General features: G+C 56.3%; 19 protein-coding genes. 12 read left to right on the top strand and 7 right to left on the bottom strand.

What is annotated here, in order from left to right; all coding sequences use genetic code 11:
* Complete coding sequence (locus BEN30_RS05385) at positions 1–435, top strand: hypothetical protein (protein ID WP_139134869.1); 435 nt, start codon at positions 1–3, stop codon at positions 433–435.
* On the opposite strand, the gene BEN30_RS05380 is transcribed toward BEN30_RS05385, so the two are convergent.
* The 6 genes from BEN30_RS05380 to BEN30_RS05355 are packed head-to-tail and all read right to left on the bottom strand — an operon-like array spanning position 432 to position 5,136.
* On the bottom strand, positions 432–956 hold the full coding sequence (locus tag BEN30_RS05380; RefSeq protein WP_069957325.1) for a GNAT family N-acetyltransferase: 525 nt from the start codon (positions 954–956) through the stop codon (positions 432–434). The two genes, BEN30_RS05385 and BEN30_RS05380, sit on opposite strands and share 4 nt — an antisense overlap.
* Complete coding sequence (locus tag BEN30_RS05375; protein WP_322091067.1) at positions 956–2,185, bottom strand: molybdopterin molybdotransferase MoeA; 1,230 nt, start codon at positions 2,183–2,185, stop codon at positions 956–958. Before BEN30_RS05375 ends, BEN30_RS05380 begins: the two co-directional genes overlap by 1 nt.
* A gap of 21 nt (positions 2,186–2,206) precedes the next feature.
* Complete coding sequence (moaC, locus tag BEN30_RS05370) at positions 2,207–2,683, bottom strand: cyclic pyranopterin monophosphate synthase MoaC (RefSeq protein WP_069957324.1); 477 nt, start codon at positions 2,681–2,683, stop codon at positions 2,207–2,209.
* Positions 2,676–3,482: an indole-3-glycerol phosphate synthase TrpC gene (gene trpC, locus BEN30_RS05365; protein ID WP_069957323.1), complete on the bottom strand. Its 807-nt coding sequence runs from the start codon at positions 3,480–3,482 to the stop codon at positions 2,676–2,678. Before trpC ends, moaC begins: the two co-directional genes overlap by 8 nt.
* Entirely contained in the window at positions 3,482–4,543 is a 1,062-nt protein-coding gene (gene trpD, locus BEN30_RS05360; protein WP_069957322.1) for an anthranilate phosphoribosyltransferase, read from the bottom strand. The genes trpC and trpD overlap by 1 nt, the downstream gene beginning before the upstream one ends.
* Positions 4,540–5,136 (bottom strand): anthranilate synthase component II, encoded by a 597-nt coding sequence (locus tag BEN30_RS05355; protein ID WP_069957321.1) that lies wholly within the window; start codon positions 5,134–5,136, stop codon positions 4,540–4,542. Before BEN30_RS05355 ends, trpD begins: the two co-directional genes overlap by 4 nt.
* Positions 5,137–5,300: 164 nt before the next feature.
* On the opposite strand from BEN30_RS05355, the gene BEN30_RS18575 reads away from it, so the two are divergent.
* From BEN30_RS18575 to purU, 8 genes are all read left to right on the top strand, one after another.
* Positions 5,301–5,462 carry a hypothetical protein gene (locus BEN30_RS18575; protein WP_170826967.1) on the top strand — a complete coding sequence of 54 codons (162 nt, stop codon included), beginning with the start codon at positions 5,301–5,303 and terminating at the stop codon, positions 5,460–5,462.
* A complete protein-coding gene (gene cueR / locus BEN30_RS05350; RefSeq protein WP_069957320.1) occupies positions 5,459–5,875 on the top strand; it encodes a Cu(I)-responsive transcriptional regulator in 417 nt (138 codons plus the stop codon). Before BEN30_RS18575 ends, cueR begins: the two co-directional genes overlap by 4 nt.
* An 81-nt stretch (positions 5,876–5,956) precedes the next feature.
* On the top strand, positions 5,957–7,309 hold the full coding sequence (locus BEN30_RS05345; protein WP_069957319.1) for a divergent polysaccharide deacetylase family protein: 1,353 nt from the start codon (positions 5,957–5,959) through the stop codon (positions 7,307–7,309).
* A gap of 168 nt (positions 7,310–7,477) precedes the next feature.
* Positions 7,478–7,678, top strand: coding sequence for a heavy-metal-associated domain-containing protein (locus tag BEN30_RS05340; protein ID WP_069957318.1), 201 nt, complete (start codon positions 7,478–7,480; stop codon positions 7,676–7,678).
* Positions 7,679–7,715: 37 nt separating this feature from the next.
* Positions 7,716–8,255: a thioredoxin family protein gene (locus tag BEN30_RS05335; protein ID WP_069957317.1), complete on the top strand. Its 540-nt coding sequence runs from the start codon at positions 7,716–7,718 to the stop codon at positions 8,253–8,255.
* A gap of 11 nt (positions 8,256–8,266) precedes the next feature.
* Entirely contained in the window at positions 8,267–8,965 is a 699-nt protein-coding gene (locus BEN30_RS05330) for a hypothetical protein (protein ID WP_069957316.1), read from the top strand.
* Positions 8,966–9,042: 77 nt separating this feature from the next.
* The gene (locus tag BEN30_RS05325; protein WP_069957315.1) at positions 9,043–9,702 is read left to right on the top strand and encodes a ceramidase domain-containing protein; all 660 of its coding nucleotides are present in this window, start codon (positions 9,043–9,045) and stop codon (positions 9,700–9,702) included.
* Between the two features lie 105 nt (positions 9,703–9,807).
* Positions 9,808–10,686: a formyltetrahydrofolate deformylase gene (gene purU / locus BEN30_RS05320; RefSeq protein ID WP_069957314.1), complete on the top strand. Its 879-nt coding sequence runs from the start codon at positions 9,808–9,810 to the stop codon at positions 10,684–10,686.
* A 97-nt stretch (positions 10,687–10,783) separates the two neighbouring features.
* On the opposite strand, the gene BEN30_RS05315 is transcribed toward purU, so the two are convergent.
* On the bottom strand, positions 10,784–10,981 hold the full coding sequence (locus BEN30_RS05315) for a hypothetical protein (RefSeq protein ID WP_069957313.1): 198 nt from the start codon (positions 10,979–10,981) through the stop codon (positions 10,784–10,786).
* A gap of 252 nt (positions 10,982–11,233) precedes the next feature.
* Here BEN30_RS05315 and BEN30_RS05310 point away from each other — a divergent pair, with 252 nt between their 5' ends.
* The 3 genes from BEN30_RS05310 to BEN30_RS05300 all read left to right on the top strand — a co-directional run bounded on the left by BEN30_RS05310 (position 11,234) and on the right by BEN30_RS05300 (position 15,195).
* Positions 11,234–13,126: a SurA N-terminal domain-containing protein gene (locus BEN30_RS05310; protein WP_069957312.1), complete on the top strand. Its 1,893-nt coding sequence runs from the start codon at positions 11,234–11,236 to the stop codon at positions 13,124–13,126.
* A 23-nt stretch (positions 13,127–13,149) separates the two neighbouring features.
* A complete protein-coding gene (trpE, locus tag BEN30_RS05305; protein ID WP_069957311.1) occupies positions 13,150–14,682 on the top strand; it encodes an anthranilate synthase component I in 1,533 nt (510 codons plus the stop codon).
* A gap of 75 nt (positions 14,683–14,757) precedes the next feature.
* The gene (locus tag BEN30_RS05300; protein WP_069957310.1) at positions 14,758–15,195 is read left to right on the top strand and encodes a hypothetical protein; all 438 of its coding nucleotides are present in this window, start codon (positions 14,758–14,760) and stop codon (positions 15,193–15,195) included.
* The last annotated feature ends 245 nt before the right edge of the window (positions 15,196–15,440 follow it).

Below are 15,440 nucleotides of genomic sequence, written 5' to 3'. Positions count from 1 at the left end.
ATGTTTAGAAAAACAGCTTTCTTTTATGGGGGTATTGCCCCTGTCACGGGTCTTAGCCTGTGCCTCTGTCTGGTGCTGGTGGGCTGTACGGACGAAGCCCCGCGGCTCGAGCCCGAAGTCGCGCATTGCGCCATCATCGTTGGGCGCGCCACCCAGGTCTATGGGGAAATCACCATCATTGGCGTTCAAACTGCGGACGTGGGGGACGTGCGCACGGTGCACTTGCGGTTTGCCTATCCGTCCGATAGCACGGAGTTCAGCGTCGGCAACATCACCTGTTCGTATGCGTTTTCGCTGGATTCGCGGGTAAATCCCAAACGGGTTGTGAAAGCCGCGTCGGTTTATTTTAAAGGGCGCGCGCTGTCGGAAAATGAGCTCCATTACCTCAACACGTCGCCCTTTCGGGCACTGCCAAAATTTAAGATAAATCCTTAAATCTTATTTTGCGTCATAATGGAAAATGCATCCGGGTATAGGACGTTTCCCTCAAATTCATCAAAAATGCCATTTTTTAGGGGTAAAACCATAAAAAATTGGCCTGAAAATGGGCTTTTCAGACATTTTGCCATTTGCGCGCTGAATCCAAAACGTGGATAGAAATTTTGGTGGCCCACAACAATCACTGCCTCAATGCCACTTTGTTTACATTTTTCAAGGCCTTGACGGACCAGTTCCGAGCCGATGCCGAGCCGTTGGTGGGTGGGGGCGACGGCCAGGGGCGCTAGGGCTGCGGCGCGAATGGAGTTTTTATGGTCATTTGAGACCACTTCAAGCTCTGAAAAGAGGATGTGAGCGACGATTTCGCCGTACTCAATCGCCACCATTGAAACGATGACCAAGTCGTCAGCGCGCAAACGATCGATCAGTTCAGATTCCGCCGTACCGCCAAAGGCGGCATCGGTGACGGCGCGAATGGCGCCTAAGTCGTCGTCGTCGGTCTGTTCGCGAATCTGCATCAGAGCGTTATGCGTCCGGTGTGCAGGGGGATGAAGTCCACCGTATCGCCCGCCTTGGCCGGGGGCGCAAAGGGGGCGCGAATGACCAGACAATCGGCTTCGGCAAATTTCGCCAGCATGGCACTGTCTTGTTTTGAAAACGGGGTGACCAAGTGTTCGCCGTCTGCGCCGATGCTCAAGGTGGCGCGCATGTATTCCTGGCGCTCGTCATTACCCCCAAGATCGATGGCCAGTTGAGCGGTTTGCAGGGGCGCGTCGGTGGCGGGCACGCTCAGCATGGCTGCGATGGCCGGACGCAAAAACACCGCGCTGGACACCCCCACGCTGACCGGGTTGCCGGGCATGCCCAACACCGGCATACCGTCCAAAAGACCAAAAATGACAGGCTTTCCAGGGCGCATGGCGACTTTGTCGAAGGCCAGTTGCAGGCCTTCTTGGAGCAGGACTTGGCCGACCAGGTCATAATCGCCCACCGACGCCCCGCCGATGGTGATCAGCATGTCGGCTTGTTTGGCGGCCCGAACCCGTTCGGTGAGTGAGCCAAGATCGTCACGCGCGATGCCCAAATCCAAAGGCTCCCCGCCCAAAACCTTGATAAAGGCCGACAGCATCACCGAATTGGAACTGATGATTTGATTGTCGCCCAAGGTGTCGCCGGGCATCACCACTTCATTGCCGGTGGCGATGAGCGCGATCCGAGGCTTGCGCCGAACTTTGACCCACGGCACGTTCGCCGCCGCCGCCAAACCGACATTGCGACCACTCATCAAGCTTCCGGCCTTCAACAGCACGGTGTCCGCTTTGAAGTCCAGTCCGGCGGGGCGAATGAATTTGCCTGCGGGGGCCTTTTCCAATACCGTAATGGCTTCGCCCGCCGCTTCAGTATCTTCTTGGATGATGATGGTGTCGGTGCCTTTGGGCACGGGGGCGCCGGTGAAAATTCGCACCGCACAGCCGGGGCCGACATCACCGTCAAAGCTGCCGCCTGCGGCACTTTCGCCGATGACTTTGAGGGTGGCGGGGGCTTGGGCGGAAACTTGGGCGACGTCTTCTTGACGCACCGCGTAACCGTCCATGGCTGAGACGTCCGCCCACGGCTGGGTGAGGCGCGCAAGCACGTCTTCGGCCAAGATCCGGCCCAAGGCGTCGGGCAGGGCGACTTGCTCGGCGCAGGTCGGTTTCATGGCGGCGATAATTTGGCTGAGCGCGTCGGAGGCCGGAATCATCATGTTGTTACCTCTTGTTTCAAGTTAGTCAGCGCGAAACTCGCCGGATTTTCCACCCGCTTTGTGGACCAAACGCACGTCCGTAATGTGCATGGCTTTATCGACCGCTTTGCACATGTCGTAAACCGTCAAGGCGGCGACGCTGACGGCGGTGAGCGCTTCCATTTCCACGCCAGTTTGGCCGGACAGTTTACAGGTGGCTTCGATATCGACGGCATTTCGCGCCGGATCACAGGTCAGCTCGACTTTGACCGAGGTCAGCATCAAGGGGTGGCACAGCGGAATCAAATCGGGGGTTCGTTTAGCCCCCATGATGCCCGCTAATTGTGCAATGGACAGCACGTCGCCCTTTTTAAAGCCACGCTCTTGGATTTTGGTCAAGGTTTCGGCGGCCATCAAGACCGTGCCGCGCGCCGTGGCGGTGCGTTCCGTCACCGATTTTTCGCCCACATCAACCATCCGGGCGTTGCCGTCTTTGTCCAGGTGGGTGAAATCAGGCATGGGGGGCATCCTTTGACAAAAGAGCGACGGTCGCAGCCTCAACGTCTTTTTGCCGCATCAGGCTTTCGCCGATCAAAAAGCAGTTGGCCCCAACTTTGGACATGCGCGCCAAATCTTCGGGGGAGTTCAGTCCGCTTTCAGACACCAAAACGCGATCTTTGGGCACCAATGCGGCCAGCGCTTCGGTGGTGGCTAAATCCGTTACCATGGTTTTGAGGTTGCGGTTGTTGATGCCGATCAATTCGGTTTTGAGTTTCAGCGCACGCTCCAATTCGGTGGCGTCGTGAACTTCGACCAACACGTCCATGCCAAATTCATGGGCGGTAGCTTCCAACTCGGCGGCTTGTTCATCGCTGAGTGAGGCCATGATCAACAAGATGCAATCGGCGCCATAGGCTCGCGATTCGACAATTTGGTAGGGATCGAGCATGAAGTCTTTGCGCAAAACCGGGATTTTGACGGCCGCCTTGGTTTCGATCAGGTATTCGTCTGCGCCTTGAAAAGATTCAACGTCGGTCAGCACCGACAAACACGTCGCTCCACCGCGTTGATAGGCCTTGGCCAATTGCGGTGGGTTGAAGTCGGCACGGATCAGGCCCTTGGATGGGGAGGCCTTTTTGATTTCTGCAATCAGGGCGTAATCGCCGTCCGCAACGGTGCTTTTGAGCGCGGCGATGAAGCCCCGCGGCGCTTCGGCCATGTAAGCCAGATTTTCCACATCGCCAATGGAGCGCACGGACTTGCACTTGGCGATATGGGAGCGCTTATAAGCGTTGATTTTTTTGAGGATGTCAGACATCAACCGCCCACCTCATCGGTCATCGTCGCCGCACCGTCGTCGTTGGTGATGTTGATCAAGTCCTCCAAGGTGTCCAGCGCCTTGCCCGCATCCAGTGCTGCTTGAGCCTGGGCGGCACCGTCTTTCAAGTCGGCAGCTTTGCCGGCAATCAACAAGGCGGCGGCGGTGTTGAACACCACACAGTCGCGGAACGCGCCTTTTTCGCCTTGCAGCATGGCGCGCATGGCGTTGGCGTTGTGCTCGGGCGTGTCGCCTTTTAAGTCTTCGGGTTGGGCAAACGGCAATCCGGCGTCTTGAGGGGTGATTTCAAACTCTGACACGACGCCGTCCTTGATTTGCGCCACAAAAGTGACGCCGGTGGTGGTGATTTCGTCCAAACCGTCGGAACCGTGGACGATCCACGCCATTTCCGTGCCAAGGTTGCCCAAGGTTTTTGCCATCGGCACGATCCAGTCGCGGGAATAGGCACCGGTCAACTGGCGTTTCACGCCTGCGGGATTGGACAGCGGCCCGATCAAGTTGAAGATGGTGCGCACCGCCATGTCCCGGCGCACCGGCATGACGTGTTTCATGGCCAAGTGGTGGCGGGTCGCCAGCAAGAAACCGATGTTGGCTTCCCAGATGGAGCGTTTCACCAGTTCCATGGGGCATTCCAAGTTCACGCCGAGCGCGCTCAACACGTCCGCAGTGCCGGATTTGGACGACAGGGCGCGGTTGCCGTGTTTGGCGACCGGAACGCCGCACGCCGCCGTCAACAGGGCCGCGCCTGTGGAAATGTTATAGGTGCCCGACGCATCGCCGCCGGTGCCGACGATGTCGATGGCGCCATGTGGGGCCTCGACCGTCAGCATCTTTTTGCGCATGGTCTTGACCGCACCGCTGATTTCATCAACGGTTTCGCCGCGAACGCGCAGTGCCATCAAAAAGCCCGCGATTTGCACGTCGGTGGCCTCATCGGACATGATGATGTCAAACGCCTGTTCGGCCTCGTCGGCGGTCAAGATCGTGCGGTCGGCGACTTTCGCAAGAATGGGTCTTAGGGCGCTCGGAGTATCGGTCATGCGTTTTTCCTGGTCTTTTTCCCACTCTGGGAGATATCGATAAAGTTTTTGATCATGTCGTGGCCGTGCTCAGAAGCGATGCTTTCGGGGTGGAACTGCACGCCGAAAATGGGCCGGGTCTTGTGCATCAGGCCTTGGATGACGCCGTCTGCGCTTTCGGCGGTGATTTCCAAACAATCGGGCAATCCATCACGTGCCACCATCAACGAATGATAACGGGTGCACATCAAAGGCGAGGGCAGGCCCTGAAACACGCCTTTGCCGGAGTGGGTGATTTCGGACACCTTGCCATGCATGGGCAACGGGGAGCGCACGACAGAGCCGCCAAAGTGCTGACCGATGGTCTGGTGGCCCAAACACACGCCAAAAATCGGCAGGTCGTCGGGCGCTTTGGCGACCACCTCCAGGCAGATGCCCGCTTGATCGGGATCGCACGGTCCGGGGGACAGGACAATGCCGTCATAGCCGCCACCCACAGCTTGTTCGGCACTGATGGCGTCGTTGCGCTGCACGTCGACTTCTGCCCCCAGTTCGCCCAGGTAGTGCAAAAGGTTATAGGTGAAGCTGTCGTAGTTATCGATAAGGAGAAACATTTTAAAGCCTTACGGCAAGTTGTTCACAAGGTTATGATTTGAAGGCCGAGCCAAGTTCCCCATGATTTAGCACAGAGTTTGAAAGGTCTCATAAAACTTTCTTTGACCTTCCCAACGCTGGAAGGTCTATAGTCAACCTTAAACGTAAGTGGAAGGTTGTGATCATGTCGCACATGGCGCGGATGGAAAAGGCCGTCGTGCAAGTTCCCGGCGTCTCGGTGGGGAGCGTCAATCGTGCCGTTTGGCGGGGGCTGGCGCTCAGCAGTGTGTCTGCCGTCACCAATTCGCTTTTGTCGAACAGCTGGAATCTGAGGAGCGGAAAATGAACATTGGACAAGCGGCAAAGCGTTCAGACGTTTCGGCCAAAACCATTCGCTATTATGAATCTATTGGTTTGATCGCCCAGGCTACCCGCGGTGAAAACGGCTACCGGGATTATGCGGAAAATGACGTTGAGACCCTCAAATTCATCAAACGTTCGCGCAATCTTGGCTTTTCGGTGGAGACGGTGGGAAATTTGCTGGACTTGTGGCGCAACAAAAAACGCGCCAGCTCTGACGTGAAGGCGGTCGCGCTGAAACACATCGAAGACGTGGAAAACCGCATCCAAGAACTGGTCAGCATCCGAGATACCCTCAAAAACCTAACCCAGTGCTGCCAAGGTGACGACCGCCCCGATTGCCCCATTTTGGAAGAACTGGCGGGGGTCATGAAGGCCCCGGCGATGTGCTGCGAATAAGCTGAATATCGGGGCCGTTGACGCGGGGCATCAGGCGTAGGATTCTAGCAAATTGATTCTGTCCCAAACCAAAGGCGCTTCGTGACTCGCAAACCAGCCCCATTGTCCGCCAAATCACGTCTGGCGAAACGCACCGTCGCCAAACATAAGGCGCGCAAAGTGGCGGCGCGTTTTGCGTGGTTGAGGAAGGGCGTGCTGCTGGTGATGCAGATGTGGCATCACCCGGTGGTGCGGCGCGCCTTCGCCAAAACCATATGGGTGCCCAAGCTGAATGTAGAGCTGCCCCTCGTCGCGACGGCGGCATTTGTCGGCTTTTTGGTTTTGGCCTCAGGGCTGGGCTATATGGGGGCAAAGACCCTGTTTGGCACAAGCGGGACGCACATTTCTCTTCAACTTCCGCCCCAGCTTCCCGCAAAGCCCGCTCAAACGGTTATCCAGCAAACCCATGGCTTGCGCGGTGTGATTTTGCCCGAACCGCCGGAAGCATCTGAGCCGTCTGCTCTTGTCTCCAACGTCGCACCGGGTAACACACCCGGCACGCCGTTGGCGTATGAAGAAAAAGCCTTAGATGAAGTGTATGAGCCGTCTCCTCATACCGACAATGCCAAGACACAGCCTCCCGGCAACGAACTTGGTAGCGTCACACCCGTGCCGCACGAGCCCAATTTGGGCCCGCAACCGTTGTGGCTGAAAAACGCCATCGCCTTTACGCCCCTCGAAGGCCTGCCGATGATTGCCATTGTCATCGATGACATGGGCGTTGACCGAAAGCGGTCTGAGCATATGTGGGAAGACATTCCAGCACCCTTAACTCTGTCGTTTATGACCTATGCCCACGACTTGGACGAACAAACCCAAGCCGCGCGTGCACGTGGTCATGAATTGATGCTGCACATGCCCATGGAGCCGTCCAGCGTCACCATTGATGCCGGTCCCAACGTGTTGATGACAACTATGCCGGATACGGAAATTCGCAACCTTGCCAACTGGGGGATGGACCGTTTTGCGGGCTTTATCGGTGTCAACAACCACATGGGCAGCCACTTTACCGAAGACAGCCATGCCATGCACATCGTCTTGCAAGAAATACAAAAGCGCGGGCTGTTGTATTTGGACAGCCGCACGTCGAGCCATACGGTTGGTCCCAAAGTCGCCCGCGAATTGGGCATGGCGGCCTTGGAGCGCAATGTCTTTTTGGACAACGACAACGTTCCCGCCAAGGTTCTCAACCAATTGCAAGAAGTCGAACGTTTGGCCCGCCAGCACGGCCGTGTCATCGCCATCGGTCATCCGCGTGACGCCACGATCCGGGTGCTCAAAGAGTGGATTCCCGAAGCTCGGGCGCGGGGCTTGGCCATCGTGCCCATTTCCACATTGATGAAAGATCGTCTGAAACGCCAAGCGGCGAAAAGACTGGTGCAAAACCCCGGCTAGGTGAAAAAATTCACCGCAACGCAGCATTGGACGCTTTTGTGCAAAATCAACAATGACCGTGCAACAATGAAGTGTTTGTTCTTGACCTTCCCAGAACGGGAAGGGTTATCTTGATTGTTGTATAGATTCAAAATTGTGCTGTAGCCTGATGCTACGAAAGGTTAGAAGATGAGCAAGATTTACAAAGTAAACGGCATGACTTGCGGCGGTTGTGCAAAGTCCGTCACCAACGCCATTATCGATGCTGCGCCGGGGGCTCAGGTTGACGTCAATTTGGAAGCCAAATCTGTGAGCGTCAGCGGGGCTGATGAAGCAACCGTCAAACAAGCGGTTACAGACGCCGGGTTTGAATACGCGGGCGCGGCGTAAAATACCACGATCAACTGTTTTGGGGAGAAGAGGGAACATGTTGAAGGCGACTTTAAGGGCTGCGCTGGGCGCGGCGATGTCTGTTTTTGTGCTGTTTGCCGTGTTGGTTCCGGCCCCGGTCGGTGCGGCGGGCGGCCCTGAACAATTCATCATTCAACCGTTGGATTATGACATTCCCGCAGAAGTCGCTGCGGCGGCGGAACAGGGTAAAACCTTGGTTGTTATGTTTGGTCAAAACGGTTGCCCCTATTGTGCGAAAATGCACACGCGTGTGTTTCCTCATCCTCAAGTGACGGAACTGTATGGGGCCCATTTTGTGTTGTTCGAAATCAACATCAAAGGCGATTTGGAAGTCATTGGTCATGACGGCGAAGCCACCACGGAAAAGCAGTATGCCGCCCAAATGCGCGCCCGGGCGACGCCGCTGTTTGTCTATTACGACAAAGACGGCAAAGATGTTCTGCGTCTCACCGGCTATCAAGAACCGGGTATTTTCATGACTGCCGGGCGGTATGTGACCAGCGAAGCCTATAAGGATGGAACGTCGTTCCTCACCTTTGTGCGCAGCGGCAAGTGAGGAGGGGACCCATGCACCGTATACTGATGAGCCTGAGTGTTTTTGCGATAATCTTGTCCTGTGGCCAAGTCGCGCACGCGCAAGCACCACAAACCGATGTGGCGTTGGTCAGCCAGATGAAGGATGCCCCCGCCGCCCAAAAGCTGGAAGCGTTGGCGCTGTATTACGACTTGCACGTATCTGAGTTGATGGTGCAAAACATGAACGAGCTACGCACCGGGGCCTTGTTCGCCAAGCAAGAGGTCATCGCGTCGGGCGGGGATGCGGCGCAATTGGCGGCTGTTGATCTGAGCACGCAAAAGGTCCTGGCCGAGCATGCCGTGCGCTTGGAGGAAAATGTGTCTCTGCGCACCAAGTTGGGCGCATTGTCGGGGCTAGAACTTGATGATCCGTTGGTGATGCCCCCCGATGCTCCATTGCAAGCGATGAGTCCGCCCCAAGGAACGCCGGCTGATTTGGTGCAAGCGTTGGGCACCGCCTGGACCGCCCTTGAAGCTGCCAAAACCGCTTGGCAAGATGAGCGTTTGATCCTTTTGGATGCGCAGCAACGCTATGACGACACCCGCGATGTGGCGATTGGCGATCACATGCGCGCCATGACGGTGGCCGAAGCCGCTTACACCAAAGCCATCGGCGCATATCGCTTGATCGTGGCGAAAATCGCCGTCAACGCGGGGCAAGACTTAGGCGAAGTTCTGGGCGCACTGTAAAAGAACCGTTACCATACTGCCGTACAAGACGGGGTCGCAACTTAAGCGACTCCGTTTTGTTTTGTGGATATGAAGCTATGGATTTGAATGCCTATATTGATATTTACTGTGAACGGACCCAGCCGGGACTGTGGAGTGAACCGCTGAATGCCGTCACCAATTTGGCCTTTTTGTTTGCCGCGTGGTTGTGCTGGCATCACCACGCCGACAAAACCCCAAATTTAGACAAAAGCGGCACGTTGTTGATGGCGTTGGTGGGGCTGATCGGCATCGGCAGTGGTTTGTTTCACACCGTCGCCACCCGTTGGGCCATGATGGCCGACGTGATCCCCATTGCAATTTTCATTCACGCGTTTTTGTTTTTCGCCCTGCAGCGTTTCTTTGGCTTCAATAAGATTTCCAGTGTTGCGGGGGTGCTGGCGTTTTTAGGTCTGTCAGGCGTGGTGGACGTGGCCGTGCCCAATGAAGTTTTAAACGGCAGTGCAGGCTATATACCGCCCTTTGCGGCGCTCACCGCCATGGGCGGGGCCATGGTGATGCGCAAACATCCGGGTGCCGACTTGATGCTGATTGCGGCAGCGGTATTTGCGGTTTCGCTGACGTTTCGCACCATTGATCAAATGGTCTGCGCGTGGCTCAGCATTGGCAGCCACTTTTTATGGCACACTCTGAACGGGGTGGCGCTGTATCTGGTTGGCAAAGCCTATATGCAGGCGCGCCGGGGTGCGTTGGGGTGAACAGGGGGCGGTCAAGGGCCAAGGCAAGCGGTAGGGCTTTTCAAGTGGAGAGGAACCTGTCTATAAAGGGGTCCCATCACCGCTGAAAGCCACAGAATTTGGGCTATGAAGGGCTATACCTTGAACTTTGATGCACAGACCCAAATCCTCACCCTGTCGTGTCCCGATACCATGGGCATTGTTGCCGCAGTGTCTGGTTTTTTGCTCCAAAACGACTGCAATATTTTAGAAGCAGCGCAGTTTGACGACAGCCTGACCAGCCGATTTTTTATGCGCACGGTGTTTTCCCGGGGGGCGAACAGCCCGTCACCGGATGGCCTCTCAACGGCTTTTCAGGGTATTGGCATGCGCTTTGGCATGGAATGGGCCATGCACAGCGCCAGCCAGCGTCCCAAGGTTTTGTTGATGGTTTCCAAGTTCGGCCACTGTCTGAACGATTTGCTGTACCAGCATTCCATCAACGCCATTCCCATGGATGTGGTGGGCGTCGTTTCCAATCATCTGGAGCTGCAACCGCTGGCGAATATGTATGGGATTGCGTTTCACCATCTGCCGGTGAGCAAGGACACCAAGGCCGCCCAGGAAGACGCCTTGCGGGCCTTGATCGAAGACACCAAAACGGAACTGGTGGTGCTGGCCAGATACATGCAGATTTTGTCGCCCGACCTGTGTCGCTACTTAAGCGGTAGCGCCATCAATATTCATCATTCGTTTTTGCCCAGTTTCAAAGGCGCAAAGCCCTATCATCAAGCCCATGAGCGCGGTGTGAAGGTGATCGGGGCGACCGCTCATTATGTGACGGAATCCTTGGATGAAGGCCCCATTATCGAACAAGACACCGTGCGCGTGACCCACGCGCAAACCCCTGATCAACTGGTCGCCTTGGGGCGCAACATCGAAAACCAAGTTTTGGCGCGCGCAATCACCTATCACTGCGAACGTCGGGTTCTGTTGAACGGTGTTAAAACGGTGGTGTTTCAATAACCCTCATGCGAATCCGGGCCCCCGAATCCAAGACAAAAAAAGCGGCGCCCGACCGAAATGTCGTGCGCCGCTTTAAATGAAACATGAAGGGGAACGGTTAGACCTTCATGCCTTCGGACATTTTTTTGGCAACAAAATAGGTAACGGGAATGGAAATAAGCGTTCCCAAACCCGCTGCGCCGATGATGCCCATGGCGTTGTTCAAGCCAAGCGGCATGGTCAACACGCACAGAACCAAGACGCCCACGAAGACGATCAGGGCCATCAAAAACACGGCAAGACGTAAAACAATCATAATACTCTCTCCCACAAAATACCTTGAACGGACTTACAGACAGTTATCTTAGCAAATCGCCGTGCACTGACAAGCTTTGCTGTCGGGTGTGCCTGATAAGAGGCTGAAGAAGACGCTTAATGCGCAGAACGTGAAATGTGTGCATTCGCCGCTTGCTCCGCCACCGCCCCCCTTTTATGATGCGCATCCATTCGTCAAGGAGCACTTCGGCTCTTTGAAATATAAGACCTTTATTTAGGATACCTGGCCGTCATGCTCGATTTCATGCGCAAATCTGCGAACACCATCTTTATCAAGTTGCTTTTGGGCCTTTTGATTTTGAGTTTCGCTGCCTGGGGCATCGGCGATATTTTTCGCGGCCGCGCGGCCAATACTTCCGTGGCGTCGGTCGGTAAAACGGACATTTCGGTGGAGCAATACCGCGCCGAATTCACCCGCGAATTGCAGCGCATGTCGCAAATGTTCGGTCAAGAGATCAGCCGCGAGCAAGCCCAGGCCATGGGTGTCGGCAATTTGCTGGTGAGCCGTTTGGCCCAAACCGCCTTGATCAACGAAGGGGCGAAGAGCTTAGGCATTTATGTCTCAGATCAGCAGATTCTCGATGAAATTCACAAGACGCCGGAATTTTTCAATGAAGCGGGGCGCTTTGATCGCAACATTTTCATCAGCACCTTGAGCCGCAGCGGCTTTAACGAAAACAGCTACGTCGCCCGGGTGCGTCAAAACATCGCCCGCCAGCAGTTTTTGAGCCCCATTCGTGATGGCGTGTTAGCGCCTAAGGGCTTGGTTGACGCGCTGTACAGCTTTGCCGCCGAACAGCGCCGCGCCGATGTGATTCGCATCGAACACGCCAGCTTGCTCAACGTGAAAACGCCAAGCCCCGAAGAGCTGGCCAAATTCCATACGGATAACGCCGCCAACTTCATGGCGCCGGAATATCGGAAACTCACCGCCATCGTTTTGGAGGCCTCCACCATTGCCGACACCATTACGCTCAGCGATGCTGAATTGCAGGCCGCCTATGACGAACATGAAGGAGAATTCCTGACCCCGGAAAAACGCACCCTGCGCCAAGTGTTGGTCCAAGACGAAGCCACCGCCACCAAAGCCAAGGCGCTGTTGGATGGCGGCAAATCCATGACCGAGGTTGCCGCCGAAGTGGGCGCAAACCCGGCGATGGTCGACATTGGCGCCTTCACCACGTCAGATGCTTCGAACTTGAGCCCCGACATCGCCACGGCGGTGTTTGCCCTGCCCAAGGGCGGGCGCTCAGACGTGCTGCAAAGCCCGCTGGGCTGGCATGTGTTTGAAGTGGTGGACATTCAGCCGACGGTGGTCAAAGCGTTGGCCGACGTGAAGGATGAATTGACCCAAAAAGCCAAGATCGAGCGTGCGCTGACCGCTTTGTACGAACTGTCGAACCAGGTCGAAGACAAGTTGGGCGGCGGCATGACGTTTGAAGAAGCGGCAACCTCGGTGGGGTTGCAGGCCATTCACGTTGCTGCCCTTGATGCTCAGGGTTTGGGTCCAGACGGGAAAGCCGTCGACGCACCTTACGGTCCAGATTTGGCTCGGGAGGCCTTTAAGCTGACGGATGGGCAAGACAGCCAAATGACCGAAGTCGCTGACGGAAAAGCGTTTGTTGTGGTGCGCTTGGATGGCGTCACGCCGCCCGCGTTGCGTCCGCTGGACACCGTCATGAAAGACGTGAGCGAGGCCTGGAGCAATCAACAACGCAGCCAAATGGCGGCGGGGCTGGCCCAGGTCGCCAAGGACCGCATGACGGCGGGCGAAAGCGCTGCCGACGTGGCCGCGGCCATTGGGTTTAGCGCCACCACCACCCAGCCCTTCACCCGTGAAGGTAAAGGCTTGCAAAACAATGCCTTGCCCGCCAACCTGATCCGCGAACTGTTCACCTTGTCTTCCGGCGGTGTGGCCTCGGCGGCTGGCACCGGCGCACACACTGTGGCGCGTTTGACGGACATCGTCCAGGCCAACTCCAACATCGAAAGCGCCGAATACAAGGCCGTCGCTGACAAAGCCAGAGGCGACCTGCAAGGGGACTTGTTGTCGCAGTTGGCCTTTGCGTTGGAAGGCGTGTATGACGTCACCATCAACCACAACGCTATCGCAGACGCCTTCTAAGCGGGTACAGGAACACGCCGATTATGGATCTGAACCCGGGCATTTCCGACTTTGAAAAGACCTACAGCGCGGGCCAGGCCCAAGTGGTGTGGACCACGCTGGTGGGCGATCTCGACACGCCCGTTTCCGCCTATCTCAAGTTGGTGGGGGCCAAGGATTTGGGCTTTTTGCTGGAATCGGTGGAAGGCGGGGCCAACCGGGGACGTTATTCGTTTGTCGGTTGTCGTCCCGATGTGGTGTGGCGGGCAACGGGCAACAGCGCCGAAATCAATAGAGACGCGCTGACGGACCCCAATGCCTTTCAAACCTGTCCGGTGGCCGCACGCGAAGGCACGCTGAAATCTCTGCGCGCCTTGTTGGCGGAAAGCCAAATCAAGATGCCGCCCGCGGGCGCACACGGCGAACTGCCGCCTATGGCGACCGGGTTGATCGGGTATTTATCTTACGACAGCGTGCGTTTGGTGGAAAACATTCCCGACGCCAACCCCGACGTTTTGAATGTGCCCGACGGGATGTTTTTGCGCCCCACGGTGATTTCGATTTTCGACAACGCGTCCGACGTGGTGTTTGTCGTTACCCCGGTTTATCCCCGCGACGGTGTTAGCGCCACTGAGGCCTTTGACGCGGCCCAGGCGCGTCTGGCCAAAACCGTGTCCGACTTTGAAAGCGCCTTGCCGCCGCAGCCGGTGTTGGAAGAAACGCTGGACCTGCCCGAACCCGTGTCCAACATGGAAAAATCGGCGTTCGCCACCATGGTCGAAAAGGCCAAAGAGTACATCTTGGCGGGCGACATCTTCCAAGTGGTGCTGAGCCAGCGTTTTAAACTGCCGTTCAGCTTGCCGCCGTTTGCGTTTTATCGCTCGCTCCGGCGCATCAACCCGTCGCCGTTTTTGTTTTATTTGAACTTCGGCGGCTTTCAGGTGGCGGGCTCCAGCCCGGAAATCTTGGTCCGGTTGCGGGGGGGCACCGTCACCATTCGCCCTATCGCCGGAACCCGCCCGCGCGGCACCACGCCCAGCGAAGACAAAGCCTTGGAAGAAGACCTGCTGGCCGACCCCAAAGAGCGCGCCGAGCACCTGATGCTGTTGGACTTGGGTCGCAACGATGTGGGCCGTGTCGCCCAGGTGGGCTCGGTCAAAGTCACCGACAGCTATTTGATTGAACGCTACAGCCACGTCATGCACATCGTGTCCAACGTGGAAGGTAAAATCGCCCCCGACAAAGACGCCATTGATGCTCTTTACGCAGGCTTTCCCGCCGGAACCACGTCCGGTGCGCCCAAAGTCCGCGCCATGGAAATCATCGACGAACTGGAACCGGAAAAGCGCGGCATCTATGCCGGGTGCATCGGCTATTTCGGTGCCGACGGCGACATGGACACCTGCATTGCGCTGCGCACCGCGGTCATCAAAGACGGCTGGCTCTACGCCCAAGCGGGCGGCGGCGTGGTCGCGGATTCCACGGCGGAAGGCGAATACCAGGAAAGCTGCAACAAAGCCAAAGCCCTCATCCGCGCCGCCCAGGAAGCGGTGCGCTACGCCCGGCGCAACAACTAAACCCACTAGTGAGCGCAAAGCGACGGGCCGGGAAGAGGGCTTCTCCAACTCGACCAAGCGACAGGATACCTTCCCATGGACAGCTACGCAGACGAATACCTCGAAAAGTACAACCAAGCCTTTAGCCAGCATGTTGTCAGTGCGGCCTATTACTATAAAAATGATCAACCTGAAGGGATCGCGATTGGACTGACCGCAGGCGTGGTTGAGCCTCAGCTCATCAAAACCACGGTGAAGGTGGCCGAGGTCACAGGCCATGTGGGCTACCGGAAAGTCAAAGCCGGTGAGCTTTCCATAGACGATCTTGTAGCGATGACGGAAGAACTGATCAAAGACATCAAAAACCAACCCACAGCCATGCTGTCGCCACAAAAGCTCAAAGAGCACACGGTCTACACAGGCATCATCGCCGGAAACATCATCGCGCTCTTGCTGCTCGGTCACATCCAAAACGATGACCACAACGGCTATTCGTATGAAGTCAATGCGAAGGATGCAAAGCCTCTAAGGTAAGGGGCCCGGTTATTGGTGGGGGTGGGATTAAGTAAACTGTCCCCATAAGAGTCACCATAACCTCACATATGTCTCCATAACTCTACCGTAACTCGTAAAAATGATATGCAGACAGTGTTAGATGTTGCGCTATAATAAGTAGATAAGAATCGACTTAACTTCCATTGCGTGCGTCTTTTTTTGTTTGATGATGTCAGTTTGGACTATACGTCCGCAATTTATTGGGGGGGAATCGTGAAGGCAAC

Origin of the sequence: Magnetovibrio blakemorei, from assembly GCF_001746755.1 — a bacterium.
Lineage (GTDB): Bacteria > Pseudomonadota > Alphaproteobacteria > Rhodospirillales > Magnetovibrionaceae > Magnetovibrio > Magnetovibrio blakemorei.
The sequence above is the reverse complement of the archived record's forward strand: the minus strand, read 5'-3'. Positions and strand labels throughout refer to the sequence as shown.